General features: G+C 63.3%; 22 protein-coding genes and 1 pseudogene. 10 read left to right on the top strand and 13 right to left on the bottom strand.

The features are described 5' to 3' along the window. The first annotated feature begins 642 nt into the window (after nucleotides 1-642). Entirely contained in the window at nucleotides 643-2,055 is a 1,413-nt protein-coding gene (locus AW272_RS36440) for a ParB N-terminal domain-containing protein (RefSeq protein WP_066374725.1), read from the top strand. 404 nt (nucleotides 2,056-2,459) lie between these two features. Continuing rightward, on the top strand, nucleotides 2,460-3,932 hold the full coding sequence (locus AW272_RS41405; protein ID WP_169807704.1) for a DEAD/DEAH box helicase: 1,473 nt from the start codon (nucleotides 2,460-2,462) through the stop codon (nucleotides 3,930-3,932). Nucleotides 3,933-4,154: 222 nt separating this feature from the next. Here the strand turns inward: AW272_RS41405 and AW272_RS45410 are convergent, their stop codons facing one another. The 4 genes from AW272_RS45410 to AW272_RS36425 form a co-directional block, all read right to left on the bottom strand. Beyond that, nucleotides 4,155-4,310, bottom strand: a complete 156-nt coding sequence (locus tag AW272_RS45410; RefSeq protein ID WP_245657899.1) for a hypothetical protein — start codon at nucleotides 4,308-4,310, stop codon at nucleotides 4,155-4,157. Nucleotides 4,311-4,768: 458 nt separating this feature from the next. Then, nucleotides 4,769-6,598 carry an Eco57I restriction-modification methylase domain-containing protein gene (locus AW272_RS41400; RefSeq protein ID WP_157519166.1) on the bottom strand — a complete coding sequence of 610 codons (1,830 nt, stop codon included), beginning with the start codon at nucleotides 6,596-6,598 and terminating at the stop codon, nucleotides 4,769-4,771. Between the two features lie 1,386 nt (nucleotides 6,599-7,984). After that, nucleotides 7,985-8,977: a hypothetical protein gene (locus AW272_RS42825; protein ID WP_157519164.1), complete on the bottom strand. Its 993-nt coding sequence runs from the start codon at nucleotides 8,975-8,977 to the stop codon at nucleotides 7,985-7,987. 551 nt (nucleotides 8,978-9,528) lie between these two features. Further along, a complete protein-coding gene (locus AW272_RS36425; protein WP_066374723.1) occupies nucleotides 9,529-10,062 on the bottom strand; it encodes a site-specific integrase in 534 nt (177 codons plus the stop codon). A gap of 30 nt (nucleotides 10,063-10,092) precedes the next feature. On the opposite strand from AW272_RS36425, the pseudogene AW272_RS42820 reads away from it, so the two are divergent. After that, nucleotides 10,093-10,341: pseudogene (locus AW272_RS42820) on the top strand (transposase family protein); the annotation flags it as partial. A 172-nt stretch (nucleotides 10,342-10,513) separates the two neighbouring features. Here the strand turns inward: AW272_RS42820 and AW272_RS36415 are convergent. The 3 genes from AW272_RS36415 to AW272_RS42815 all read right to left on the bottom strand — a co-directional run bounded on the left by AW272_RS36415 (nucleotide 10,514) and on the right by AW272_RS42815 (nucleotide 13,730). After that, the gene (locus AW272_RS36415; RefSeq protein WP_066374722.1) at nucleotides 10,514-11,239 is read right to left on the bottom strand and encodes a DUF4839 domain-containing protein; all 726 of its coding nucleotides are present in this window, start codon (nucleotides 11,237-11,239) and stop codon (nucleotides 10,514-10,516) included. Between the two features lie 580 nt (nucleotides 11,240-11,819). Next, a complete protein-coding gene (locus AW272_RS36410; RefSeq protein ID WP_157519160.1) occupies nucleotides 11,820-13,556 on the bottom strand; it encodes a serine/threonine-protein kinase in 1,737 nt (578 codons plus the stop codon). 27 nt (nucleotides 13,557-13,583) lie between these two features. Continuing rightward, nucleotides 13,584-13,730, bottom strand: coding sequence for a hypothetical protein (locus tag AW272_RS42815; protein WP_157519158.1), 147 nt, complete (start codon nucleotides 13,728-13,730; stop codon nucleotides 13,584-13,586). A 787-nt stretch (nucleotides 13,731-14,517) separates the two neighbouring features. On the opposite strand from AW272_RS42815, the gene AW272_RS36405 reads away from it, so the two are divergent. Further along, a complete protein-coding gene (locus AW272_RS36405; RefSeq protein WP_157519156.1) occupies nucleotides 14,518-14,964 on the top strand; it encodes a hypothetical protein in 447 nt (148 codons plus the stop codon). A gap of 157 nt (nucleotides 14,965-15,121) precedes the next feature. Then, nucleotides 15,122-15,997 (top strand): LLM class flavin-dependent oxidoreductase, encoded by an 876-nt coding sequence (locus AW272_RS36400; RefSeq protein WP_066374718.1) that lies wholly within the window; start codon nucleotides 15,122-15,124, stop codon nucleotides 15,995-15,997. 325 nt (nucleotides 15,998-16,322) lie between these two features. Here AW272_RS36400 and AW272_RS42810 read toward each other — a convergent pair whose 3' ends face one another. After that, entirely contained in the window at nucleotides 16,323-16,625 is a 303-nt protein-coding gene (locus tag AW272_RS42810) for a hypothetical protein (protein ID WP_157519154.1), read from the bottom strand. A 313-nt stretch (nucleotides 16,626-16,938) separates the two neighbouring features. Here AW272_RS42810 and AW272_RS36395 point away from each other — a divergent pair, with 313 nt between their 5' ends. Next, nucleotides 16,939-17,889 carry an NAD(P)-dependent oxidoreductase gene (locus tag AW272_RS36395; protein ID WP_275527344.1) on the top strand — a complete coding sequence of 317 codons (951 nt, stop codon included), beginning with the start codon at nucleotides 16,939-16,941 and terminating at the stop codon, nucleotides 17,887-17,889. Nucleotides 17,890-17,894: 5 nt separating this feature from the next. Here AW272_RS36395 and AW272_RS36390 read toward each other — a convergent pair whose 3' ends face one another. Then, a complete protein-coding gene (locus AW272_RS36390) occupies nucleotides 17,895-18,479 on the bottom strand; it encodes a Dps family protein (protein WP_066374716.1) in 585 nt (194 codons plus the stop codon). Nucleotides 18,480-18,784: 305 nt separating this feature from the next. On the opposite strand from AW272_RS36390, the gene AW272_RS36385 reads away from it, so the two are divergent. After that, nucleotides 18,785-20,191: a multicopper oxidase family protein gene (locus tag AW272_RS36385; RefSeq protein WP_157519152.1), complete on the top strand. Its 1,407-nt coding sequence runs from the start codon at nucleotides 18,785-18,787 to the stop codon at nucleotides 20,189-20,191. Between the two features lie 95 nt (nucleotides 20,192-20,286). Here AW272_RS36385 and AW272_RS36380 read toward each other — a convergent pair whose 3' ends face one another. Then, nucleotides 20,287-21,765: a catalase gene (locus AW272_RS36380; protein WP_439649180.1), complete on the bottom strand. Its 1,479-nt coding sequence runs from the start codon at nucleotides 21,763-21,765 to the stop codon at nucleotides 20,287-20,289. Nucleotides 21,766-21,920: 155 nt separating this feature from the next. Between AW272_RS36380 and AW272_RS36375 the strand changes: the two genes are divergently transcribed. Further along, nucleotides 21,921-22,136, top strand: a complete 216-nt coding sequence (locus AW272_RS36375; RefSeq protein ID WP_245657898.1) for a MerR family transcriptional regulator — start codon at nucleotides 21,921-21,923, stop codon at nucleotides 22,134-22,136. 58 nt (nucleotides 22,137-22,194) lie between these two features. Here AW272_RS36375 and AW272_RS36370 read toward each other — a convergent pair whose 3' ends face one another. Then, entirely contained in the window at nucleotides 22,195-22,569 is a 375-nt protein-coding gene (locus AW272_RS36370) for a winged helix-turn-helix transcriptional regulator (RefSeq protein ID WP_066374710.1), read from the bottom strand. Nucleotides 22,570-22,691: 122 nt separating this feature from the next. Here AW272_RS36370 and AW272_RS36365 point away from each other — a divergent pair, with 122 nt between their 5' ends. Together AW272_RS36365 and AW272_RS36360 are read left to right on the top strand one after the other, a co-directional pair. Beyond that, nucleotides 22,692-23,351 (top strand): FMN-dependent NADH-azoreductase, encoded by a 660-nt coding sequence (locus AW272_RS36365; protein ID WP_066374708.1) that lies wholly within the window; start codon nucleotides 22,692-22,694, stop codon nucleotides 23,349-23,351. Between the two features lie 86 nt (nucleotides 23,352-23,437). Further along, complete coding sequence (locus AW272_RS36360) at nucleotides 23,438-23,791, top strand: DoxX family protein (protein ID WP_066374906.1); 354 nt, start codon at nucleotides 23,438-23,440, stop codon at nucleotides 23,789-23,791. A 229-nt stretch (nucleotides 23,792-24,020) separates the two neighbouring features. On the opposite strand, the gene AW272_RS36355 is transcribed toward AW272_RS36360, so the two are convergent. Then, the gene (locus AW272_RS36355; RefSeq protein WP_083959064.1) at nucleotides 24,021-25,067 is read right to left on the bottom strand and encodes a YVTN family beta-propeller repeat protein; all 1,047 of its coding nucleotides are present in this window, start codon (nucleotides 25,065-25,067) and stop codon (nucleotides 24,021-24,023) included. A 76-nt stretch (nucleotides 25,068-25,143) separates the two neighbouring features. After that, on the bottom strand, nucleotides 25,144-26,436 hold the full coding sequence (locus tag AW272_RS36350) for a Dyp-type peroxidase (protein WP_066374704.1): 1,293 nt from the start codon (nucleotides 26,434-26,436) through the stop codon (nucleotides 25,144-25,146). Between the last annotated feature and the right edge of the window lie 64 nt (nucleotides 26,437-26,500).

Raw genomic sequence — 26,500 nt, 5'->3', positions numbered from 1 at the left:
CACCGGGTCGACCAAGCGCAACCGGACTGGCTGCCGACACGGGATACTCCAACCCGATCACGCACTCCTCCCCTGCGAAGACGCCGGACTTCTCATACCGGCCGCGAACGCGCTAACCAGCCAGCCGACACGAGCCCGGCGCGGATAGCGCCGCTGCGGTGTCGACCAGGAGCGCTACAAGCGGCGCAAGATCAGGAACCAACGACGGCGCGTTAGCACCCCCTACCCAGGGTCCGGCAATCGTCGATGAGCATCTGACGGAACTCGCTGGCGCCCAAGCACCCGGCGGGAGATCCAATAATTTCGGGCTTAACAAATAACCCCCATTAAGGCCTCTCCAAATCCAATACATGATGCGATTCGGCACTTGTAGCGACAGCAAGCCCATGCGGCGCGGCTGCCTGACTCACCAGAGCCAGGGCCACCCGTAGAACATTCTTACCCCTGCCTACCTGCACCAGGGCGCAATCTTTTCCACCTGCCAGCCTCACAGAAGCCCAGGTAAGCCGCGTGGCAAGAACCGATGAGCTACCCAAACGCCATGTGATGCCAGGGATGGCCACAAAAGACAGGGATTCTGTCGGTGGGCCCCTCTAACCTTCTGGATGTGTCGTGGCATGCACAACAAGTGGAGGATGGCCGATGACTGAGGCCGCACGCAGGCAGCACATCCTGAAGGCTCTCGAGGCGCATGGTCAGCTAGAAAACGGCGAGCGGCGCCCCTTCCCGCTGAGCCGCGGGAGTACGAACCTGCCGGTGGTAACCCTTCCGCTCTCGGTCCCGATCCTCAACGCGAAAAGCTTCCGGATCGCGCCCGCGCTGGCCGACCACTCTTCAAGCGAAGCGGTGGCCGCCGACCCAGAGAGCCCGGCAGCCCAAAAGCTCATCGCGGAGCTTGTGAGCGAGTCACACAAATTCGCCGAAGAGCTTAAGCGCTCTCTGAGGGAGGAAGGTCAGGACGAGCCCGGCATCATCACCCGGTCCGGGGTGTTGATCAACGCGAACACCCGCTGCGTTCTCATGAGGGAACTGTTGGCGGAAGGTGAACTTCGTAACGACGCCATCCGCGTCGCTGTACTGCCGTCCGACACCGGACCCGGCGAACTGTACGACCTTGAGGCAGTCGTTCAGAAACAGCGTGATCACAAGGATGATTACGACCTCGTAAGCGAACTCATGATGCTGCGAACCCTCCATGAGGAAGGTCAAATGACCGAGCAGCAAATCGCAAAGCGTCAACGGCTGAATCCGAAAGATGTCGTACTACGCTTCCGCCTGCTTGCACTCATGGATCGTGCACGAGTGTTGGTTGACCCGCCGATACCGATCAAGTCGTTCGGCAGTGGCCGCAAGAAGGGAGCACTTCAGAACTGGAGAGAACTGGACACTCGCGTTCAGGCGATCGATGAGCGTGAGGGACCAGAGGCAGGAGATGACCACATCCGCGAGTGGCTCCATCTCCATTTACTCGATATGGGATCAGTCCATAATCTGCGCGTGGCCACCCAGGGATGGGTGAACAAGCATCTGATGAATGCGCTGACGCACGGCGGAGAGATAGGCACCAAGATCGCTGCAGCGGCTACCGATACGAAGCCTGCACTCGAGCCGAAGACCGACCCTGGAGGCGACGGCCTGGACCTGCTGGACTTCGGACGGTCCTCAGAAGACAAGCCTGCCGGGAACGCGGTTCGTTCCTTGCTTAATCTCACGATCGCAGCCACAAATGCCGGCCCGCGAGGAGTAGTGGAGTTGCCGGATGGTAGTAGGCACAGCGGCAACGAAATCCTCAAGGTTCTCAGGGACACCACCGATGCCGGTCTAAAAGACAGCAGCATGCGCATTGACGCCGGCGAAAAATTGGAAGCACCATCGAGACTAATAGAGAAGGCCCACGCAGCCCTGGTCGCTGCAAACAAGGCGATTTACGACGTACAAGACCAAGTCGAATTCGCCAAAGCCGCTGAAGGGGTCACCTCACTCCTTGACGACCTCGTAGTTCAGATAGATGAAGCACGTGAAGCGCTGGAGCAGATTACGGCCAGGCACTCATGACTGCGAACACCGCCACACCCGTGCTGACGATGCGTATGGCCGACGATGGACGCGCCATTGCGGTCACACGAACGAACCTCTCGGACTCAGCTTGGTCCCAGATCGCGATCCTCATTGCGGGGTCGCTACCTCGCCAGGGCCGACCACTGCTAGTTGGCGCGGACCAGTTGGTCAGTAGAGCTGGCACTCTCCAAGCGCATCTACGCCGACTAGGAGCACGCCTCGTCCCAGACGATGACGTGAGAGCTCTACTTCTACGGCTCAGGAGCGACCAAGAAGCCGTTACCAATCTGCTCGACTCCAAGAACCGCCCCCGCCCTGAACCCGATTGGGAAGCAAGCGGCCACCGGCTCACACGAGAGCTTCGGCCATTCCAAGTCCGGGATGCAAACAGGCTCTGGCACATGCGCCACGGCGCGAACTTCTCTGTACCTGGTGCGGGGAAGACGACCGTAACCTACACCCTTCACCTGGGCGAACGCGGCGCGGGACGCGTGGACAAACTTCTGGTTGTGGCGCCCCTATCTGCCTTCGAGGCATGGGAAGAGGAGGCGCTTCAAGTGGTCGACCCACCCCTGACCACCGCACGCTGGACTGGCCCCCTTGAACACAACCCAGATGTTGTGATTGTGAACTACCAGAAGCTACGCAATGCCCTTCCGGATCTGGCTTCATGGATGGGTGACCACAGCGTTCATCTTGTCATCGACGAAGCGCACCGGGCCAAGCGCGGAAGTATGGGCGAGTGGGGCCGCGGACTACTCGCATTGGCTCCGCTCGCCGCTCGCCGCGACATTCTTACTGGCACCCCCGCGCCCAACCATCCCCGCGATCTCGTCGCTCTAATTGACATCCTCTGGCCTGGCGGTATGGCGTCGAAGTCAGCACCTCGGGCAGCCCTTGTAGCAGAGCCAACAACCGACTCGATGAACGCCTTGAACAATTTCATTGAACCGCTCTACGTGCGAACCACGAAGGCTGACTTGAGGTTGCCGCCCGTCACGTTTGTACCGGTCGCCCCTATACAAATGGGGCCGGTCCAGAAAGACATTTACGACGCGATGGTCCAGAGGTATGCCGGACTGGTCGACCTCGGCCGAAGGGACGCCGAGATGTTCGCTCGGCTGGGTGAGGTGACAATGTATCTCATTCAAGCAGCGTCCAGCCCGCAATTGCTGGCAAGTAGCGCAAACCCGTCCCGGGCATACCGTTTCCCGCCACTGACAATCCCGCCTGGTAGCCCTCTGGGTCGCATGATCGAAACATACTCAGAGTACGAGATACCCCCAAAGATTGCAGAAGCCTGCAAGATCGTCTTTCGCAATGCCCAACAGAACCGTAAGACACTTGTCTGGTCGAACTTTCCGGGGAACCTACTTGCATTGGAACGTCAACTCGCGGGACTAAAGCCAGCAATTGTCTACGGGGGCATCCCCAGTGCCGACGATGCGGACCCTGGCGTACGTACTCGAGAACGAGAACTCACGCGGTTCCGTCGGGACTCTGATTGCAAGGTTCTGCTAGCCAACCCGGCAGCAATGGCTGAGGGCGTCAGCCTGCATCATGAATGCCATGATGCTATTTATATCGACCGAACATTCAATGCTGGTCAGTATCTCCAGTCGCTAGACCGTATCCATCGTCTCGGCCTTGCCGAGGACACGGAGACTCGGATCTACCTACTGACCACAGAGGGCACCATCGACGAGCGTATCCACAATCGCGTCAGGGCAAAAATGGTTCGGCTTGGACAAATGCTGGCTGATCCCGGACTTGTACCGCTGGCGCTACCAGACGATGAGTACTTCGGGCTGGAGCTCGACGACGAGTTGGACCTGCAAGAAGTATTAACTCATTTGGCGAGCGGTGCGTCCTAGATGACAGCTAGTCCAACGCGTTATCAAATTGCTGCGGCCATCCAGGTCGCTAAGTTCATCGACAGCGCCGGCAACGCACACGAAGATGCTCGAAGCAGCTATCGAACGACCGCTACACAAAAGACATTTCCGCCTTCCACCCTGACAATGGGGGAAGGCCTTCTCATCGCCGCAGGCCTTCTTCGGTTAGAGAACGGCAAGCTTCTGCCGATGCCAGCGCTATCAAGTCTCACTGCCACCCGCGATGAAGATACCATTGCGGCGACTATCGAGCGCTTGATTGCCGAGCGCAACAGGAAAGTTGATCGCAGCAATGTCGGCGCTGCTGGAGAAGAATTTGTTCTGATAGAACTGCAAGGCGAGTTCGAGACGCTGCACAGGCCGGACCTCGCGACGGAATGCACGCGAGTTAGTCTTATATCTGACTATTTTGGCTACGACATCACGGCTCCGACTCTGGACGGATCGAGCATACGCCGATTAGAGGTTAAGACCCAAACGGCGGAAGAACTCCTGTCTTCGTTCAGGTTCTACCTGACGCGCAACGAATACGACGTAGGTCGCAGCAACCCTACGGAATGGTCTATGGTCGCCTGCTCCAGAGTTACGTTGGGCGATGAGATAAGAATTCTGGGATGGTGTCGAGCAGCTACTCTCAGCCCCTATCTTCCCGTAGATCAAGGTGGACGGTGGACGGAGGCCCTAGCCCTGATCCCTACGTCTCTGTTGACGCCAGGATTACCCCCGCCGCTCTGATCGGTCTCTCCTGTTCATGCTCGAGCGAATGCCTGCAAACCCAAAGCATCCCAGGAGTGTCAATTACACCAGCCCTCCTCTCACCACAAAGTGACTCGAAGAGGTTTGGGTCGGGTATCAGTATGACTCTGTTCAGAATATCGAAGAATGCGTTTTGGAATCTTAACGCCTAGAAGTGCCCGAGGTTCCAGCTTGAGGAGCCCATCGCCATGCCTGCGAGCAATCGCTGTTAGCGCATCCTGGCCGTCAGGGCCCCGAAGCCACTCGGCCAATTGTCGACGACTCTCAACAGAGTCAACAGCATCGAAGAGCCGAATGCCATAAAGCGTATTCGTAGGTATCGCTCCGATAGCGTTAACCATTACGCGGAAGACTTTTTTACTCATCGGGCTAAGGACAAGATGAGGGGTTGGAAATCTCTCTAGCTCATACCATACAGGTCGGGTCTTGCAGAGATACGCCGTATGCACAAGCTCTGCTTCACCCGACGAAAGAAGCGCATCTACTGCCGCGTTTGATCTATCCTCCTTCTTGACCTGCAACATCCAACAACGCTCACCTTCCTCTTGAAGCTTATCGTGGAGCTCCTTCGTAAAACAATCCTCTTCCATCTCTCGCAGTCTCGCGATTGCAGGAGTATATGACCCTTCAGGCAATATAGCGACTTGCTTATTTGTTAGCAGGAAAAATTTGTTATTCCCCGTAGCCACTCCTCGCCGAACGGTCGCAACATCGCCCAGAGTGACCATTTCCTCGCTCGGCGCATAGTTGCCGGCGGCACGCCTAAATGCTGCTGGCATAAGCGTGTTAGGCGGATCCCCAATCCGCTTCTCCTCCATGGGTACACCTGCCATGAAGGCGCCATTCGACTCTTCTACCTCATATATTCTAATCGGCTGGTCGGACTCACTACTCATTCTTGGGCCGACAAACAAGACCATTGCCGATACCTGGGCACCGGGGAAAACATCCTTTTTCTCCGGAAACAAATGCACGTCGACCGATCTCTTGGTCTCGTACCACAAGTGACGGCGGACAGAGCGGGCATAGTCTGCCTCTAGCCAGTTAACGGGCAAGAGAAGGCAAAGGCTATCATCGGGGCGAAGTGAATTGAGAGATGCCGCAAGAAAGTAGGTAGATAGCCCCGACCTTCCCGACGGAGAAAGGCTTCCTGACGCTACCGCAGCAGCCTGCTTTTCTTCCATATTCAACAACTGATGGCGAGTATAGGGTGGATTTCCAAAGATAAGCCGAGGACCAGGCTCCTTATCCCACTCTCCAAGCAGCCATCCGAGGAATTCTTGCCTCCAGATACGGAGATTGCTGGATCTATTCTGCCGCGACGAATCAGGCGAGGCAGCCAGCAAGCCAAGAGTAACTAGATTAACATCAACAGCGTGAACCACCGCTTCAGGCCATAGATCAAGTGCAGCCTCGCTGAAGGCGCCGACCCCGGCACCGGGATCCGCAATCGCATTAGCCCTAACATTATTCTCTATCATGAGATTAGCGATGTAATTCATGATGTCCCGCGGCGTGAAAAAAGTACCTAGCTTCCGGCGATTCTTCCCTGCGACGATTCGCCCGTAGAGGGATCCAAGGACATCCTCCCCAGATCGGATGCGATCCGCGATTGCAGCTGCAATCTGTGTGTCAACGACACGGGGGGCGTGGTCCATCCACTTATTAATCTCTGGCGGCCAGCCGCTGGTGTCAAGGCCGCCATAAATAACTAGGGATTTTGCAACTCCCCCAAGGGCATTGAGTACTTTACGTTCGTACTTTTCAGCACCACGAACCACTTCTTCGTCAAGCGCGTCAAGCGACTTTGCTTGCTCGACACACCATGCAAGTAGGGCAGGAACAGAGCCAATTGCCGCGTTATGCTGGGGAATCTCGTCGCTCGACAATCTAGCGCCTTGCCTTGCCTCGTCCCGTAGCACGGGGTTCCTATATATTTCTGCGGTAACATCGTATCACAATAGGGGTGATCTTGACTGAATTTTCAATTGAACGTGACTGCCAATCTAAATATCACACGCCTCAATTTCCTAACCCTGGAGTGACCCCCGAGGGTTAGTTATTCCATCTGTTCAACCCGTGCTTTTGTTCTCTTCCAGTCGCCCCCTCTTCGCTGCGTGCCTCAGACTTTGCAAGGGCGACCAGGAGGTTCGCCAGGCGAACGTGCGAACGGGGTCCAGGACCCGGCTGACCACACGGGGCCTGCTGCAGCGACAGGAGTTGATCACTATAACGAATGCTGTCGCCGCCATGGGCTGCAATGCAACCTCTATCGGCTCTATGGAGGCACTCGTTCTCTCCGCATGCACGGCTGTGCCTTGTGCGATCGACCGGGCTGCTCAAGACTGCGAGATTTGCTTCGGGAGCTGGAACGGCTCACCCAAGTAGGTCCCTCTGAGCTGGGATCTTCCGCGTCTAGCTAAACGCTCAGCTGGCTCGTGGACCAGATCCGTTGTCAACGACCGTCCCTCTGCTTGAGGGAGTTCTAGATACTCCCCGCCGACCTTCCCGCCTGAGGTGCCGCACTCAAACCTGGCATCTACCGCTAGGAGGGGCTCCATGGAGGAGGCCCGATGGTGGGCCGGCCGTACTCCTGGGCCTCTGGGGGTACGGGTGATACACATCCGACTCCGTCTTATCGCGCAGTACGAGTTTCGGACGGGAGGATGTCTAACGCTGGGTATTGGACCGCGCAGAGAAAGTAGCAGAACTCTAGGTTCCGGGACCGCACCGCAGTCGTTCTACCTTATGGAGAATTGCCTATTTTGGGCTAAGCTCCAGGATCTCTAGTCCTTGCAGATATTGCTACTTGCACCGTCTTCTCGGTAACCCACAACATATGGCTCACCGCGGCAGCAGCAAATGCAATCGCTGTAAAGCTAAGGATAAATAATATGCGATTTGCCGCAGTTTCCCTGTCAATGAGAAAGGCCCCGAGCGCAAGGATCGTCGTCATCGCGGTCCATCTCATGCTCCGAGTGTAGGAGTTAAAAAGACGTGGCCACTGTCTACTGCGCCGCAAGATTTCAAATCGAGGGGAGCTCGCAAAGCTCAGGGCAATCGTGATCGCGGCAATGATGAATCCAAGGAGGCCTCCATGGAGACCGATCACAGCTGCATATATTTCCTTACGGCGATCTTTCAGGATGTCGAAAATCGCCTTGTCCACAGCCGACGATTGCGAAGCCCAATAAAAGATAACGCAAACGAGAGCGAAAGTGACGAGTTCAACGGCGAAAGGAGGAAACCGCCGACGCGTCATCGAAGTGCACCTCTCAGGGGACGTGGTTGGAACCCTCAAAGAAGACACTAGCTGATGAGGCCGACAAAAGATCTTGATGCAACTCTCTGTAAGCCAAGGCGATCTGACGGTAGGCGTCCTCGCTGTTAAGGACTCGAGACCGCTGATTTTGGCGGAGGAATTTTCTCCTACTTATGAGCTGATCTTCGAGCAGGTTGATCTCATCTGCGCGACCGGTCTCGTCATCGACTATCGTCGCCTTGAGTTCCTGCGTTTGCTCACGAAGATCGTCCCTACGAATCATCCTCCTCAAGAAGCGAATTAGTTCGGAGTTTAGATCCATACGCTTGTATGGTTCGGGCTGGAGCAGCAAACCCACAACTGCCGCGTCACTTCCGGAAGCTGCAGCATCCAGCGCTTTGCCAAGAGATTCATTCGCGTCCCGAATGGCCGCCACATAGGACCTGCGGACACGGATCGTCAACTTTCGAACAGACTTACCCCCCTCTAGTTGCTCGGCGATGTCATTTCGCAGCAAGGCTTCGAGAGCGAATGAAGGTGCGGCATCGGAAAGTACATGTGTCATATACGTGGAGAGGCGTTTGGCTCGCGGTCCATAGAAGTTGTGCTCTACACCGACAATGCCATCGGGGAATATGCAGATGTGGGACGTCTCACATAGCCCTTCGTCGTCCCCGAGATTTAGGTGCCGAAGAGTTCCTCCTCTTTCTGATTGAGGAAGAGCATTTCTGCGGATCGTACCCAGCCGGATTTTCGCCACGTCACCCGACAACTCGTCGATCCAAGCGCAAATACTGCTACCGTCGGACTGACTCATGTAGCGGCGGAGGTCGGTGTCGAAGGGGAGGTCATCTATTGCTTTCAGCCCTGCTGACAACTCCGCATCGATGTTCCTCGCGATCCCAGATTCATCTGCGCCGGCGTCAACGCGGTAGAAGTAGACGCTCCGCTTGACGGTCGGAGGCTTCGATCGAGATCGACGAGGCGCAGGCGGTGCAGAACTCATAGGGATAGGGTCCCATGGGAAGGGACCAGTTGCTCTGGTAAGCCGTTCTTCGTGAGATTCCGCACCCGATGCAGGAGCTCGTTCGCGTACTTTGCTGTTGCCAGCTCGGCCTTCAAACCGTGCTCCTGCAGGTTGGTACGGGTCCTCGGATCCACATCGAGCGGGAAGATGCCGTACTGCCCCCTAAGGCAGTCGTAGGCGGCGACTGCTCTCGAACGCAGAGGCCGGGCTTCTTGGAGCCCGGCTGGTCCGCAGTTCACGCGGCATTGCAAAGCCGAATCCCAGTGCACTTGAAAGACGCGCTTTCAAGATCAAGGCTTAGACAACACTCGACGGCCGTCGTAAGTCCGTCCAGCACCAGATTGAAGTGCGCGCCGGGGTCGGGGTTACGTCCCCGCGATTCGGTAAAGCCCAGCCGGGTAGTTCATGGTTGCTCGGCGGTTTCTTTTAATCCGTAGGTTCAGGGTTCGAATCCCTGGCGCCCCACCACTGTGACCTGCGCATCCTCCCAGGTCCAAGATCCCCCGATCATGGCCTGGGACACAGATGGGTCATACCTGGGTCATCCACCCGCGCCTCCCCCGCCGCACCTTCCGGGCAGCTCCGCGGGCCGCTGACATCACCAGACGCGCCGTCGCCCTGGCGGCCTCATGTTGCAGCTCCGGCAACACCGAGGTGTAGGTGTCAGCGGTCAGCACGATGCTGGCGTGCCCCACCTGGTCTTGGACCACCGGCAGATCCACGTGCGCGGCCAGCGCCATCGTCACGGCGCCGTGCCGCAGGTCATGCAGCCGCACCGGTGGCAGCCCACTCTCGCGAACCAGCTTATGGAACCGGTAAGTCAAGTAGTCCGGCGCCACCGGGCTGCCGTCCATCCGAGTGAAGACCTGCGCCCTACCGTCACAGAACCTTCCCTCCGTTCGCTGCTCGCGTTCGTGGCGGCGCAGTAGCCGGACCGTTTGCGGATCCAGCGCGACCGTGCGCCTGCTGGCCTGGCTCTTCGGCGGGAAGGACACCAGCCTTCCACCGACCTGCACCAGTTGCCGGACGACGGCGAGTTCGGCGGTCTCCAGGCTGAGATCCACCCAGCGCAGGCCGGCGAGTTCTCCCCGGCTTACCAAGGCGCGGGCGGCACCATCCGCACCCCGTTCAAGCGGCACCGGTATCGGCCGCGGCTGTCATCTGGCCAGAAGGCCGTCAACCGCTCCCACGCCCGCATCCGGGCCATGGGCGAACGCGCGGTCGCAACGTTGAAGACCTGGAAAGTCCTGACCAAACTGCGCTGCTGCCCGCACCGGGCCACCGCGATCGTGCAGGCAATCCTCACCCTGGAGACCATCGAAACCACTCGCTACTCAGGATGAAAAGAGCTCAGTGCGGGACCCGGGCGGTGATCGCGGCCGCGATCGGGGGCGTGGGTACCGGTGAGCGGGAACTGGCCATGGAGCTGGCCCGCACGGAAAGATGCGACGATCCGCCAGAACCACCCCTGACGAAAGTCAGGTCCCGCACCTTGTGGCGGTTGAGCCAGCGAGACTAGCGAACTCTCGTCGAGACCGGGTCGAGGAAGAAGAGGCACTGGTCCGCGTTGAATTCGCCCACCTCGGCGACGAAGCGGAACTTGTCGCCCACGCCGATGGTGTCGGGGACGTTCTTGCCGGTCAGTTTCAGTTCCAAGACGTTGACGTCCTCATATTTGAAGGCCGGGCCGATTCCCGTGTTCGGTCCCTTGTCGCCCGGGCCCAGGAGGAAGTCGTAGCGGGTGTCGTAGTCCCCGTGGGGCGCCATGTTGACGATCGAGCCGTTGAACGCGATTGTCCGGCCCTCGTACTTGGCCGCGAAGTCCAGGTTCGCGTCATCGCAAGAGTCCGCCTTCAATAGCGCCGCAAACTCCGGATTGTTCCGAGGTGTGATCACCTCAGCGGCACCCGACGCGGCCACGGTCGGAGCCGACGTAACGGAAGGCTCCTCGCTCATGGCAGCCGTCGACCTATCCGACTCGTCGCTACTCTCGCCCCCACCGCTGAGCGCGGCGGCGGTTCCGATGGCGACGCTGAGTATCACGAGGACGGCAGCCAATGCACCGATCAGGAACCACGGCTGCGGCTTCTTCGGCCGCCGGAAGTCAAGGGTGGAGCGAAGCGTGCCCGGGGTCTGGCTGACGAACTCCCAGCCGTCCTTCCGCATCTTCGAGATCACCAAGCCGTCGGTGCCGCGAACTGTCCGCACGGTCGTGTACTCGTACTTGATCTCGTCGGCCATGCGGCTCTACGCCCCTAATTGGACTGTTCCACACCAACTGTCACGCGAGTATAGGGACTCCGTGAGGAAATCGGCATAACCGACATCACCCAAAGGGACGTCCGCTGGCTTGCGCTGGCGCCGTTTCACCCAGACGCCCCAGCGGGCGCGAAACTTCTCGACCACAAGTGCGGGACTTCTCCGGATGGCTGGCCAGGATGGTACGGAAGGCTGGCATCTGAGATAGGCAGGAACGACCACCACCACGATGGGATCGAACCGGGTCTGCTGGTGGGGACGTAGGTGCACAGGTGGGAAGGTGATTCTTGCGGAGCCGCATTAGATGAACTCGAATCAGCCGGTCGGCAACTCTCAACCCGTAGACCAATCGCGTGCCCCGATCTCCTCGCTGCTCACCGTCCTCTCCCTCGGGTACGACTGGACGCCTGCCTCCTATACTGCAGAAGCCAATCGAGCTGTTCTTTGTATTCATTGGCAGGCAGGCCGTGAAATATGGGGATACCTAGACGGCCAGCGCCTATCTCGTCCTGGCGGCCGCCCACACGTGCCGGGTTCTGTAGGACCGGCGGGTCGCCTCGCCTCAGGCGCTACGCCCTTCCAGTCCGCCGATGCTGATCGTTCCGGTGGAGCCTCGCACGCCGAATCCGTACCGGTACTGCTCTCGAGTCCGCGCGACGGACAGCACGTCGCCGATGGTGGCGGAGCCCAGCCGACGCCACACCCCGCTGATCTCGGCATAGGCGGTGACCGTGGCATCGGACACCCGCAACGCGAAGCGGTCTCCCTTCTTGAGGGACAGGAGGGTCTCGCCGGGGGTGCTGAGGAACGTGCCGTCCACCCGGACGTTGATCCCGGAGTCTTTGCGGGTGTGGTTGTACCAGGCGGTCACGTAGTTGTCGCCGTCCTTCACCCAGCCGACGAAGAGGCTGTCCTCGGCTTCGCCGACCTCGGTGAAGGTGCCGACGGTCACGACGCTGACGGTTTCGCCCGAGGACGGCATGTCAGGTCCCGCGACGAGGCCGAAGAAGGGGATCGGTCCGGTTCCGGCGAAAGCGCCGCCGCCGGTCTTGGTCACGGGCAGCTCTTCTGCGGGGTTCGGCTGGAAGGTGACGTACTTCCCCGAGGTGTCGGCGGCGAACCGGTCGGCGGAGTCTACCTGGGGGAACGCCTCCAGATCGAGCGGCTGCCGGGCCGCCGCGCCACCACCGAAGACGGACGGCACGAGCACTGCTCCGGACCCCACGAGCAGCACCGCGGCCGCCAGGGCGAGCGCTGACCTGCGGGACATCGCGCGCAGCGACCTGGGCACCACGAACCGGGACGGCCGGGTCGACCGCAGATCGGGCTCCGGCGTTGGTAGTCCGGCGACCTGACCGGCGGCCTCCTCGACGAGCGTCGCCCCGCGGGGTGCCTGCGACGGCTGGGCCGCCGCATGCCGTCCGCGCCGATTTTCGGCCTGCGGTCTTTCCGGTTGTCTTGTCGGAGGTGTGGACGCGGGGTGGTCGCCGGTGAGCTGGCGCAGCAACAGCCCTGCGGCCGGGCGTGCCTCCGGGTCCTTGCTCAAGCAGGCGGCCACCAGCGGCCGGAGCGGATCGGGTACGCCCGAGATGTCGGCCCGGCCGGACAGGATGGCGTGCAGGATCGCCGGGATGGTCTGGCCGGGGAAGGCGATCCGGCCGGTCGCGGCGAAGACCATCGTGCCAGCCCACGAGAACATGTCGGAGGCCGTTGTCAGCGGCCTGTCGGTCAGCTGCTCGGGCGACATGAAAGCGGGAGTGCCGACCAGCTGGGTGTTGCTGGTCATGTGGTGGGGCGCGCGGGCGATGCCGAAGTCGATCACGACCGGCCCTTCGGGGCCGAGCACCACGTTGCCCGGTTTGAAGTCGCGGTGCACGATGCCGACCCGATGGATGGAGGCCAGCGAGGTCAGCGTGGCGATCGCCAGCCGCTCCAGGCCGCCGCCGGTCCGCGGCCCGCCGGTCCTGACCAGCTCGTCGAGTGAGGGTCCGGGGACGTATTCGGTGACGATGTACGGGCGCTCACCGGCGAACCCGGTGCCGAGCACTCTGGCCGTGCAGAAGGCGGCGACGCTCGCGGCCACCTCCGCCTCGCGCAGGAACCGCCGCCTGACTTCGGGGTCGGCGGCGAAGCGCGCGTGCAACACCTTGATCGCCACATCGGCCCTGCCGGGACACTGCCCGAGGTAAACCGCACCCTGGCCACCCTCGCCCAGCAGGGACACGATCCGGTATTCACCGATGTGCTCGAATTCGTGAGATCCCAGCGCGCGCCGAACCATCACCGCTTCACCCCGCACGATTCGGATGATCGCCCGATAATGCGCTCAGGCTAGCCTCTGCGGGTATTGCGGCACGGGATATCGGAACATTTCCGGCAGCGAATGGGAGCGCTCCCGCGGTTCGATATCGGCTTCGAACTCCGCGAAGATGGGCCCGAAGTCGGCGGACGCGATGCCGTCGTCGCCGATCACCGGTCGGGTAACAGGATGTTCGGGTCCAGACCGGACAATGCGCCTATATCGGTGGGTGAGAGGCGGCTCGCCCGCCGCCGCCGTGTCCGCGTGGACCTCGGTAGAGAAGCGTGAATATTGAAGGCGAAGTCCCCGGGCTGGGGCTCGTCGTCATCCTCTGGTGCGGGATTTCGGTCACGGGGGGAGACAAGCGCGTATCTACAGGTCGATCGGGGTTAACGTCTACCGCTCAATCCGAGCCTCGCCGCTTCCTCCAGGTCGGGGCCCGTTCGCCCGGTCGCCTCGCGCAGCCCTTGGGCCCGTGACCGGCGATGGCCAAAGTGCGCTCGTTCAGTTGGAGACGCCCTTCATGCGAGGCCCGGATCGCAGAGCGACGGTTGATCACCGCGCCCGCGATCATGGGCTTGAGCAGGGCCGTCTCTTGCACAGGAAGCCTTCACCCTTTTCTGCGGGGAGCCGAAGCGTGACTTGCGAGGCTGGGCGCGTTTCCATCGAACGACAGAAAGTGGTTTCAATGTTCTCCCGCAAACTCGCCGCTGCGCTGATGTCTGCGGTGATCGGATTGTCCGCCGGTTGCGGCGCATCCCCCTCGGCAACAGTCACATCTCCCTCGACGGCGGCCGCGTCCTCCTCCCCCGCAGGGCACGGCGCGGCCCCCAGCGGCGGTCCCCGATCCGGGGGCGGGGGCTCCAACGCCCGGTCGGGATCGGCGGCAGGGGGAGCAGTCGGCACGGTCAGCAGCGTGTCCACGTCGGGCTTCACATTGTCGACGTCGGGGGATCAACAGGTGACCATTACCGAGGCGTCTTCCACGACATACAAGAAGGGGACGACATCAACCTCGGCCAGTGCGGTCGCGACGGGCGAACCCGTCCTCGTACTCGGGACGGTCAATGGAACGGCCATTACGGCCACGCAGGTCATCGTCCAACCGGTTGGGGGCCAAGCTTCGGCCTACTCCCCGGCGCAGGTGGTCGCTTTCCAGCGCGGTGCACCGTCCGCGCCGAAGGAGGAGGGTCAGATCCCCGCGAACTACACCGAGGGCGAGGGGACGATCGTCAGCGGAGCGACAGCGATCAAGGCGGCGGAAGCTGCGCTGGCCACCTATCAGGGGGGCGTGGTCAACCGTGTTGTGCAGGTGAGCGAAGGCATTTACCAGGTCCACAATGTCGGCGTCAACTGGCCGCATCACATCTTCGTCAACCAGGATTTCAAGGTCGTCGGCGCCAACTGAACAGGGCCTGACTCGGTGACCACCGCTCCAAGGAGGCGGAAAGGTTGTGGCCGGAGATGCGCCACGAGGCGTCAGCGGGGGCGCGGCGGGCACGGTGAACGGGTGCGCGGCGCAACCGGCGGCGGCTCGCCGGCGGTGAGAACGCTCGGGGGGACTCATGAAAGTCGGTCTCGGCCTGCCCATCAGTGAACCTGGGGCCCTGCTGGAGTGGGCTCGGCGTGCGGAGGAGGGACCGTTCAGCACGCTCGCCTTGCTGGACCGGCTCGTCTACGACAATCCCGAGCCTTTGGTGGCCCTGTCCGTGCTCGCGGGGGCGACTGCCAGAATCCGCCTGCAGACCGAGGTGCTGCTGGCTCCGCTCCGCGAGCCGGCGCTGCTGGCCAAGCAGTGCGCGACCCTGGACCGCATGTCGGGAGGGCGCTTCACGCTCGGCATCGGGTTGGGGGCGCGCCGGGACGACTACGCGGCCGTGGGTGTGGACGTCCATCGGCGGGGGGCGCGGCTGGACGAGATGCTGGAAGCGATGCGCCGTGTCTGGTCGGGCGAGCCGTACGCCGAGGGGATCGGCCCGATCGGGCCCGAGCCCGGCCGCCGGGGTGGCCCGGAAATGTTGTTCGGCGCCTTCAGCCCGGCCGGGATCCGTCGCGCCGCCCGCGTGGGCGACGGTTTCCTGTGCGCGGCACACCTGTCCGACGCCGAGGACCTGTTCCGGGCCACCGAGAGGGAGTGGCAGGCGCAGGGACGGACGGGGCGCCCCCGGCTGGTCGCCCAAGTCAACGCCGCCCTGGGGCCGGATCACCTGATCAAGGAGGCACGCGACCGGTTGTACGACTACTACAGCGGCCCCCAGTACATGAACCTGCCGGCTGGCTTCGCGGAGGGCGCGGCGGCGGGCCTGCTCACCACGCCGGGCCAGATCCGCGACACGTCCACCCGGATGGGGGACGTCGGCGCCGACGAGGTCATGTTCTACTGCTGGGCCTCGGACGTGACCCAGGTGGATCGCTTCGCCGAGGCGCTCAGCGGCACTTGAAAACAGACGATGCCCTAAGGCCCCAGCAGGACGCGCGGGCGGCGCGGGCCTGATCGGCCAGGTCAGCGTCACATCGGGTTCGAACGGTATGGGTCGAGGACCTGAGCAGGCAACTGGCTCCTCCTACGCCTTCCGGGCCGGGAACCTTCGACGTTTACCCGGTGGGGACCTCAAGGTGTGGACCGCGGACCACATCGGCAGTGCGATCGACGGCGTGGCTGACGTGGCGCCGAGAAGAAGATCCTCTACCGCTGACCCGGACCGAGTAGAGCGCCTGGTCGGCTTCGTCACCGGATGGAAGCCGGACACCTCATGGATCGGGGCGTTAATGGATCTTGAGGCGTTTGTTGATGACGCGTCTGGCGATAACGCGTCTAACAATGACGCGTCTGACGACGATGCGTTGAGGGCCGAGTGCGTTGTTTCCGCTGACAGATTCGTTGCCACTGTTAGGGGAGTTTCTGATGTTAGAAAAGTTACCGCTGTTCACACCCACCTTGTCGCCTCGGTAATTGCCACTGTTGTAGGTGTTGCCATTGCCGTTGGGAATGTCGGTCATAGCGCCCGCAGTCGAGTTGGCGGCGATCGTCGAGGCAACAGCCAAGACGGCAAGGTGCATCATGATCATTTTTGTACGTCCTGCTTGATTGGAGTCTCCTGGACGCCGCTCACCTGGCTCCGCGAAGAGTTGTGGGATGGGATACCTGAGTGGGCCTCGGCCGGAGAACGACCGGCCCATGTGTGGCAGAGGCGCTCCGCACCATCACGCGTACGGCTGTAGGTGTGCTGGTCGCCCATGCCCAGATGTCGTCGGATACCTCCTCGTATACGAGCGTCGAGGCTAGCAAGGGTATTCGACCAATTACGCGTCGTGACGACTTGCCGCGCCGGAGCGCCGGTCAGCGAATCGTCCTCTCCGGTGAGGCCACGCTTTCGGGCTAATTGCCTATAGGCATCCTGGGGCCGGCTTTGCCCTCTGGCGGCGGACATGTGAACGCTGGCGGGGCAAGTCCCTCGTGGGAGGCATCGTCATGGAGAAGGTACAGATCGCGGTCATCGGGACGGGGCTGATGGGTTCGGCGATGGCGCGGCGCATGGCCGGCCAGGGTCTCGACGTGCACGCGTGGGACAGGTCCGTCGACAAGCTCGACGCGCTCACCGCCGTGGGCGTGACGGCGGCGGCCAGTCCGGAGGAGGCCGTCGCCGGGGCGGACGTGGTCATCACCATGGTGCCCACCGGCGACGTGGTCGCCTCGCTGGCCGACCGCTTCCTGCCCGCCATGCGCGAGGACGCCGTCTGGCTGCAGATGAGCACCGTCGGGGGCGCCTGGGCCGACCGGCTGGTACGACAGGCCGCCGAAGCCGGACGGCCGATGCTCGACTGCCCCGTCTCGGGCAGCAGTGAACCGGCGGCGCACGGCACGTTGACGCTGATCGTCTCCGGCGCCCAGGACGCGCTCGAACGTATCCGGCCCGTCCTGGACGTGCTCGGCACGCGCACTCTGTACGTGGGCGCGGCGGGCCGGGCCTCCCGGGTGAAGCTGATCGTCAACAGTTGGATGGCGGCGTCGGTCGTGGCTATGGCCGACACCCTGCTCGCCTGCCGGCAACTGGACGTGGATCCCGCCTCGGTGCTGCAGGTGCTCGACGGCGGACCCCTGAGCATGCCGTACGCGATGCAGAAAGCCGAAGAGATCCAGGCCCACAGCTACCCGCCGGGATTCCCGCTCGCTCTCGCGCTCAAGGATCTCACCCTGCTGGCCGACGAGCGCGATGGCCCCTCCCGTCTGGGCAGCCTGCTGCGGCAGGCGCTCCAGCAGGTGGTGGACGCGGGCCACGGCCGCGAGGACATCGCCGCCGTGGCCGAACAACTGGGCAAACCCCTCGCGTAACCGCGTCAGGTGCGAGGTGACTCGACCAGCGGGGTGTCGACCAGGTGCTCGATCAGGAACCAGGTCTGCAGCTCGCCCGTGCGGATGACCTCGGAGACCAGCAGGTCGTTGGTGCCGTCGTCGCCCTTCTCCTGGGTGCGGGCGGCCGCGTCGTGGCAGGCGATCAGGATCGTCTCGTGCGCCTCGACCAGGCGCGACAGCATCGCCGGGACCTCCTCGCAGCCGTCCGGCGGGCGCGGGATGACGGTGATCTCAGCCACGTGGCGCGGGTCCCCCACGGCGACGCCACCCAGCGTCTGCACCCGCTCGGCCAGCGCGTCCACCAGTTCCAGTTGCTCGCCGGCGTGCTTGTCCAGCAGCAGATGGAGCTGGTAGAAGGTCGGGCCTCGCATCAGCCAGTGGTGCTTCATGTACAGGCTGTAGAGGATCTGGGTGTCGGCGAGAATCTGATTGAGCCGCTGGCAGGAGTACTCGCGCGCCTGCGCGGACAGCCCGAGCGGGAACGTCCGCACGGTGCCGAACTCCTGGATCTGCGCACCGTCGACGTGCAGCCACGGCTGGCTGCAGGGCTTGGAAGAGCGCTTGGCCATATGGATCTCCTCGGATGCGCCAAAGAATCGTTCGTCTGAAGCCTCCCCTCAGCTACGCCATTTTCAACCACAAAGGGTTCAAAACAGGCGTTTCAGCATTTCCGCACTTTTTGTCCATACCAGCCCGAGTAACTATCCGCAGCCCTGTTCTCCGCCATCGGGACACGCTTGCGTGTCGGCCCAGAGCGCCGACCGCCGGAGCCATAGCATTTGAGCCCCCCTTGACGTTCGTGTGAGGGGGACCCATGTCCGCGATCGGCTTCAAGGCAACTGCGCGGCCGAAAAGACCGGCAGGCAGAGGACGGATGCTGGTCGGCCTGCTCGTGGCCACGGCCGTCGCGATCAGCGGCTGCGGCGGCTCCCCTGCGGATACCCCCGTCGCCACGGTGAGCCCCACCGGAACCGAAACGACCCAGACCGCGCTTCGCGAGCCTCGCCAGTTGGTCAGCCGGAACAAGACGCTGAAGATCCGGCTGGTAGCCCAGATGCGCACCGTCGACCTGGGCGGCAAACAGGTGCGGGCGTTGACCTACAACGGCGAGTACATGCCGCCCACCATCCGGCTGCGGCCGGGTGACCAGCTCGATCTGACCCTGGTCAACATGCTGCCCGAGCACACCAACCTGCACACCCACGGCTGGCACGTCTCACCGCGCGGCAACTCCGACAACATCTACCTGCACATCCACCCCGGGCAGACCTACCACTACAGCTACCGGCTGCCGAAGGACCTGGCGCCGGGAACCTACTGGTACCACTCCCACGGCCACCCGTTCAGCGAACCGCAAGTGCTGGCCGGCCTGTCAGGCGCCATCATCATCGACGGACTCGAAAACTACCTGCCGCCCGAGCTACGGAACATCACCCAGCGCCTCATCGCCCTGAAGGACTTCCAGGTCCGCGACGGCGCCATCCCGACCGCCGGCATCGACAGCAACGCGCCGACAACGCGCACCGTCAACGGGCAGATCGACCCCGTCATCACCATCCGGCCCGGAGAGACGCAACTGTGGCGGATGGCCAACATCGGTGCCGACATCGCCTACAAGGTCAATCTGCCGGGGACTCGTTTCCTCGTCATCGCGCAGGACGCCAACCCCGTCAACGAGCCCTGGGGCGCCGACACGATCGTCATGCCGCCGGGAAGCCGCTTCGACGTCCTGGTGCAGGGCCCCGCAGCGGGCCGCAGCACGTTGCGAACCCTTGAGTACACCACCGGCCCGGCAGGCGACGACTACCCGGAGACGACCCTGGCCACCCTGGTCTCCACCGGCGAGCCCATGACTCCTGCGGCTCTGCCCGCGACCTTCGCCCCCGTCGACGACCTCGCCAAGGACAAGATCGACCGCCGCCGCACCATCACCTTCTCCGAGAACGGCGATTCAACCCAGTTCTACATCGGCGGCAAACAATTCGCCGCCGACCGGATCGACATCCGCGCCCGGCTCAACACCACCGAGGAATGGACGGTGAACAACACGTCCGACGAGGAACACACCTTCCACATCCACGTCAACGACTTCCAGGTCATGAGCATCAACGGCAAGCCTTACAACGCCCGCGGCTGGCAGGACACCGTTCAGCTCCCGCTCCGCGGGGAGGTCGTCATCCGGATGCGCTTCCGCAACTACCTCGGAAAGTATCCCTACCACTGCCACATCCTCAATCATGAGGACCACGGCATGATGGCCAACATCGAAGTGGTCCCCTAACCGAGAATCAGCTCCAGGCGGATGGGTTCTTGCCGACGCTTCGACGATGGCGGGTCGCGCTGGACTTGTTCGTGACCCGCCTGCGTCTGCGCCCTCTACCGCGCGGGGGTCGCCAGACCCAGATCGCGGGCGATGCGCCTGCCGAGGTCGGGGTCGACCTTGCTCCAGTAGTCGTTGACCGCGCGTTCCTGGATGAAGCGCTCCACCCCCTGGCTCAGGTGCCAGACGATGTTGCCGACCAGATGGTCCCGGTCGGTCGGCGACATCACCTGACGGTAGAGCGTGCCGGGCTGGACGAAGTCGTCGTCGTCTTTGTGCGCCACGTAGGCCGCGCGCATGATCTCGGCGGCCTCCACGAACCAGCCCGGATCGCGGTAGCGGTGCGCGTCGGCCCGGGGGCCGCCGTAGCTGTTGGGCGCGTAGACCGGCTGGCCGTCGGAGTGCTGGACGCGCATCGGGCCGTCCTTGTTGTAGTTGCGCACCTCGCTGAGCGGCCGGTTGACCGGCAGCTGGTCGTAGTTCGGGCCGGTGCGGTAGCGGTTGGAGTCGCCGTAGGCGAACATCCGTCCCAGCACCATCTTGTCCGGACTGGGCCCGATGCCCGGGACCATGTTCGACACCTCGAACCCGGACTGCACGATCTGGGCGAAGAAGTTGTCGGGGTTGCGGTCGAGCACCATCCGGCCGACCGGGATCATCGGATAGTCCTCGTGCGGCCAGACCTTGGTGATGTCGAACGGGTTGAACCGGTAGTCGGCCGCGTCCTGGCACGGCATGACCTGCATCTCCAGCCGCCAGGCCGGGTAGTCCCCGCGGTCGATCGCCTCGCGCAGATCACGCCGGTGGCAGTCGAGATCCTCCGCGCGCATGGCCCTGGCCTCGGCGTCGGTGAAGTTCTGGATGCCCTGCTCGGTCTTGAAGTGATACTTGACCCAGAACTTCTCGCCCCCGGCGTTCTCCCACAGGTACGTGCTGCTGCTGAAGGCGTGCATGTGCCGCCAGGAGCGCGGCGTGCCCCGGTCGCTCATCAGGATCGTCACCTGGTGCGCCGACTCAGGCGACAACGTCCAGAAATCCCACTGCATATTGTTGCTGCGCAGGCCGCTGTCGGGCATTCGCTCCTGCGAGTGGATGAAGTCGGGGAACTTCATGGGATCACGCACGAAGAAGACCGGCGTGTTGTTGCCGACCAGGTCGTAGTTGCCCTCTTCGGTGTAGAACTTGAGGGCGACGCCGCGCACATCGCGGTCGGAGTCCGGGTAGCCCTCTTCGCCCGCGACCGACGAGAAGCGCACCAGCATCGGTGTGCGTTTGCCGACCTGGTTGAGAAAGGCGGCCTTGGTCCACTGGGTGACGTCAGCGGTCACCTCGAAATAGCCGAAGGCGCCGCCGCCCTTGACGTGATAAACACGATCGGGGACACGCTCGCGGACGAAGTGGGCCAGCTTCTCATTCAGGTAGACATCCTGCAGCAGCACAGGGCCGGCGGGACCGGCCGTGAGTGCGTACTCATCGCTGGCCACGGGGACACCGGCATTAGTGGTCGTGTTCGGCGGTTGCTCACTCATTCCCATTTCCCCCTGATCTTCTCTTCCCCGACATGGTCGCAACCGCTCCGGCACCCAGAAGCAATCGCCAATTCCGATGGATGAAGATCTTTTAGGGGGATGTGCACGGGTCGTTCTCGGTGTCTGGCTCGTCGGTTCTTTCGGCGAATTCGCTGCTGACCTTGCGCTGTTACGAACGGCGCGGGCTGATCGCCGAACCACAGCGAAGTCCGGGCGGGCACCGCGCCTATCCGCCGGGGACCGTCACCCTGCTGACTGTGATCAAGGCCGCCCAACGGCTCGGTTTCACGCTGGAGGAGGTCGCCGAGTCGATCGACCCGGCCGACGTGGTCACCCGACGCCGGATCTACGAGCCCGCGCCGAAGCGAAAATCCTGACCCAGACGCTGACATGGACATTCACCTGAGTCCAGCCGCCTGACATGGTGATCACACCTCAAGCGCCTACGCTCGTCGTCTGCGTCGGCCGGCTGTCCTTCAGATGCTGGTTGGCCCATCGCGCCAATTCCTTCAGCGCCGGCTCCAGCGCGGCACCGGACTCCGTCAGCCGGTAGGAGACGCGCAGCGGTGGCCCTTCATTGACTTCGCGGACGATCAGCCCTGCTGCGCCGAGTTCGGTGAGCCGGTCGGAGAGCATGCGTTCGCTCACACCGGGGACGGACCTGCGCAGTTCGCCGAAGTACACCGGACCCCGCAGCAGCGCGGCCACGATCATGCCCGTCCAGCGCTTTCCCAGCAACTGGAAGACGGGCCCGATGCCATCCTCGACCCGCCCGCACCCCGCTTCACCGGGAGTCCCCTCATCAGCCATGTACCCATAGTACTACCCACATCCTTTGCTACTGAGAAAAAGTAAGCTACTGTGAGAAATATAGTTACATACTAATTGCGGCCTGGGCGGATGATCCGGGCCGCTGGTCACAGGAGACACCCATGGCTACCCTGCTCCACCTGGACACGTCCGTCTTCCCGCTGTCGGCATCCGCCTCACGCGCGGTCACGCAGGCCTTCCACAAGGCCTGGCAGGAGCAGCACCCGGAAAACGTCGTGATCTATCGCGACCTGGCCGCCAACCCTGTTCCGCACCTAGACGGCATCGCCGCCACCGCCGGATTCGCCGCGCCTACCGACCACAGCCGAGAGCAGGCCGCCGCCTTCGCAGAGCGCATCAGGCTGGTCGAGGAATTGGAGCTTGCGGACGCCGTGCTGATCGGCGCACCGATGTACAACTTCTCGATTCCCTCGACCCTCAAGGCATGGCTGGACCATGTGATCCTGCCGAGGCGAACGGCGGGCGAGGACTCGACCGTCAAGGGCAAACCGGTCGTCGTCGTCGCCAGCCGCGGCGGCTCCTACTCGCCGGGGACCCCGCGTGAGCCCTTCGAATACGTCCAGAACTACCTGCGCGACGTTTTGACCGTGTATCTCGGCGTCGAGGTCGACTTCATCGTCCCCGAGTTGACCCTCGCCGCCACCAACCCCGCGATGGCCCAGCTCATCCCGCTCGCAGAAGCCTCGCGCGCCAAGGCTCTCCAAGACGCGGTCACCAAGGCCAAGCACCTCGCCGAGCGTCTGCGCGCGAACACCGCCTGACGGCCCATCTCACCCCGGGTGGACAAACCGCGGCCTTCTCGCCCGCCCGCTCAAACAATTGCCGTGATCAATCACTTGGAGTGACCATGTTCGTTGCCTACGCAGTCATCGCGGTCCTGCTCGCGCTAGGCCTGCTGCCGTCCGCATGGGCCAAGCTGACTCGCCAGAAACGCGTCGTGCAGACCTTCACCGAACAACTCGGCGTGCCTTTGGGGCTGTACCCGTTCTTGGCGGCGTGTGAGATCGCAGCCGCGGCGGGCCTGGTCATCGGCCTGTGGTACGGCCTGCTCGGCATCGCGGCGGCCGTGGGCCTGGTGCTCTACTTCATCGGCGCCATCGGCACCCATCTGCGCAAGAGCGACGTCAAAGGCATCGTCAACCCAGGGGTGATCCTCGTCCTCGCTGTAGCAGCCCTGCTTCTGCGGGCAGCCTCAATGTGACCAAAGCCAGTCGCCCAGGTAAATGACCCAAGCCCTACCACTCTCAGCGCCTCCAGGGTCGCGCGCAGCTCCCGGGTCGCCTCGCAGGGCTTGCGGCACCTGTTCGCCTCGTTTTCGGGCCACGTGGACGGGTACCTCGTCCCCCACCGCGCAGTCGCCCGCCCCAGCCTTCAAGGAGTTCGCATGAGCCTCACAGGCACAGGCGGCTTGGCGGCGAGGCAGACCGTCCCTACGCGACGACCATGGCCGCCACACCGTAGGGGCTGTTGCCGACCGGGATCGTCGCGACGACCTTGAGCGTTTTCGGGTCGATGACCGTGAGGGTGCCCGCTCCCTGCTCGGTGACGTAGACAGCGCCGGAGGTGACGGCCACGTTGAACGGGTCGGTGCCCGGGGGGCCCACGGAAACGGTCGCCGAGACGCGGCGGGTCCGGGTGTCGAGCACCGAGACGTTCCCCGGGCCCAGCACGGCGACGTAGGCCGACCGGCCGTCCGGTCCGAGTGCCACGTCGAACGGGCCTTCGCCGACCGGAACGGTGGCCTTCACCGTGCCTGTACGGGCTTCGATGATCGAGACGCTCGCCGCCGACTCGTTGGCGACATAGACGGACTCGCCGTCCGGGGTGACGGAGACGCCCACGGGAGAGCGGCCCGCGGCCAGGTCCCGGACGACCCGGCGGGTCCGGGTGTCGATGACCGACACGCTGCCCGAGCCGGAGTTGGCGACGTAGGCTGTGGCACCGTCGCCACTGATGGTCACGCTCACCGGGGAGCTGCCGACCGGGATGGAGGCGGTCACCCGGTTGGTTCGGGTGTCGAGCACGGAGACGCTGTTCGAACCGCCGTTGGCGACGTAGAGGAACCTGCCGTCCGGGCTCAGGTCGACACCGCTGGGATCCTTCCCGACCGGCGCGCTCGCGACGATCGTGTTCGTCCGGGTGTCGAGAACCGAGACCATTCCCGAACCGTTCTCGGCGATGTAGACGTGCCCGCCGTCCGGGGCGACCGCGATGCCTTCGGGCGCCGAACCGGTCGGTACGGTCGCGGCGACCTTGTTCGTCCGGGCATCGATGACGGAAACGGTGTCGTCGAGCTGGTTGGTGACGTACACGCGCCCCTCGACGCCCGGGAGGAGGACCGCGGATGACGCCGGGACCGGGCCGGCCGACGCGGCGGGAAGACCGGAGACCAGCAGCACTCCAGCGCTGAATCCCAGTACTGTCCGGTGCGGCTTCGGGCTCTTCCTGCCGATACGGCGTGGCCGGCAGAAACGCATGGCGCCTCCTGTATGACTCGCGGGGTTCGGCCGGTGGCCCGGACCGCCTCTCGTCCTGAACGGACTCTGCCGGCGGTCAGGCCAGGAGCCCGCGGGCGTAGTAGTCCTGCGGGTCGCGCACGCCCGGCAGGGCGAAGAAGTAGCCTCCACCGCGCGGACTGATGTAGGGCACCAGCGCTTCGCCTTCCAGCCGTGTCTGCATGGCGATGTAGGTGTCGAGTTCACGCTGGAAGCAGCAGAACAGGTGTCCCAGATCGAGACCGTCTCGTTCGTTGACGGTCCGGTTGTAGTCGTAGCTGCGGCGCAGGATGGAGCTCGTGGCCGCCGTCTCGGGGGTCTGCGGATTGGCGAGCCGGACATGGGAGTCCAGCGGGGTGATCAGCCCCTGCGGGTCGTTGGTGTAGATGGGATCGAGGCTGTCGGGGGCGTCGTCGGAAACGGCGTACATCGGGGCGCCACTGGCCTTGCGGCGGCCGAAGATCCGCTCCTGTTGGGCCACCGGCACCCGCTGCCATTTCTCGATGTCGAAGTGAACCAGGCGCAGCACCTGGTAGGTGCCGCCGGCCGACCAGGCGGGCTCGGTGGTGCCCGGCTGGACCCAGACCTCCTGGTTCATCTTGATGGCGTTCGTGGTGTCGGGGTTGGAGATGCCGTCCTTGAAACCGAACCAGTCCCGGGGTGTGCCGACGGGGCGGGGCGGATTGCGCTGGCCGTCGATGTGCCAGCGCAGCTTCATCGCGCCGCCGGTGTGCGCCAGGATGTCGAGCATCGCGTGCACCAGCGTGTCCCGGTGCCCGGCGCACAGCTGGATCAGCAGGTCGCCCTGGGACAGCGCGGGGTTCAGGTCGTCGTGCAGGAACGGCGTCATGGTGATGAGCTGAGCCGGCTTGCGCGCGCCCAATCCGTAGCGGTCGTCGAAGAGGCCGGCGCCCAGGCCGACGGTCACGGTGAGATCATCCGGCACGACCGAGGCTCCCAGGATGCCGTTGTCCGGGGACGCGGAATCCGGGGACGGCTTCGGTGGCGTGCCGCCTCCGGTCAGGAAGCGGGCCCGCGCGGTCAGCGTCCGGAACAGGTCGGTGAGCTCATCGCGACCGGCGGCCGTCACGTCGAAGGAGGCGAAGGTCCCGATCGGCTGCGGCGGCGTGGCGATGCCCGCCTGATAGTAGCCGTGGAACGGAATCACACCCGTCCTGGCGTTCCTGTCGCCGACCGTGTCGACGATGGCGCCATCGTCCAGCAGCCCCACCGCTCCGGCGACGCCCGCGGCCACTGTGCCCTGGAGGAACGAGCGCCGCGCGAAGACACTGGCCGGACACTCCCCGCGGTGCGCCCCGTCTTGTGGGACACGACGCCCTGCGTCCGTCATGAATTCCCCCCGGCGATGAACTCGGCACTGTGCCGCGCCACCGAGCGGTTATGGCCCACAGGCG

Source organism: Herbidospora mongoliensis, from assembly GCF_001570545.1.
GTDB classification, from domain to species: Bacteria; Actinomycetota; Actinomycetes; order Streptosporangiales; family Streptosporangiaceae; genus Herbidospora; species Herbidospora mongoliensis.
Note: the sequence above shows the minus strand (reverse complement) of the source record. Positions and strands in the feature narration are given on the sequence as shown.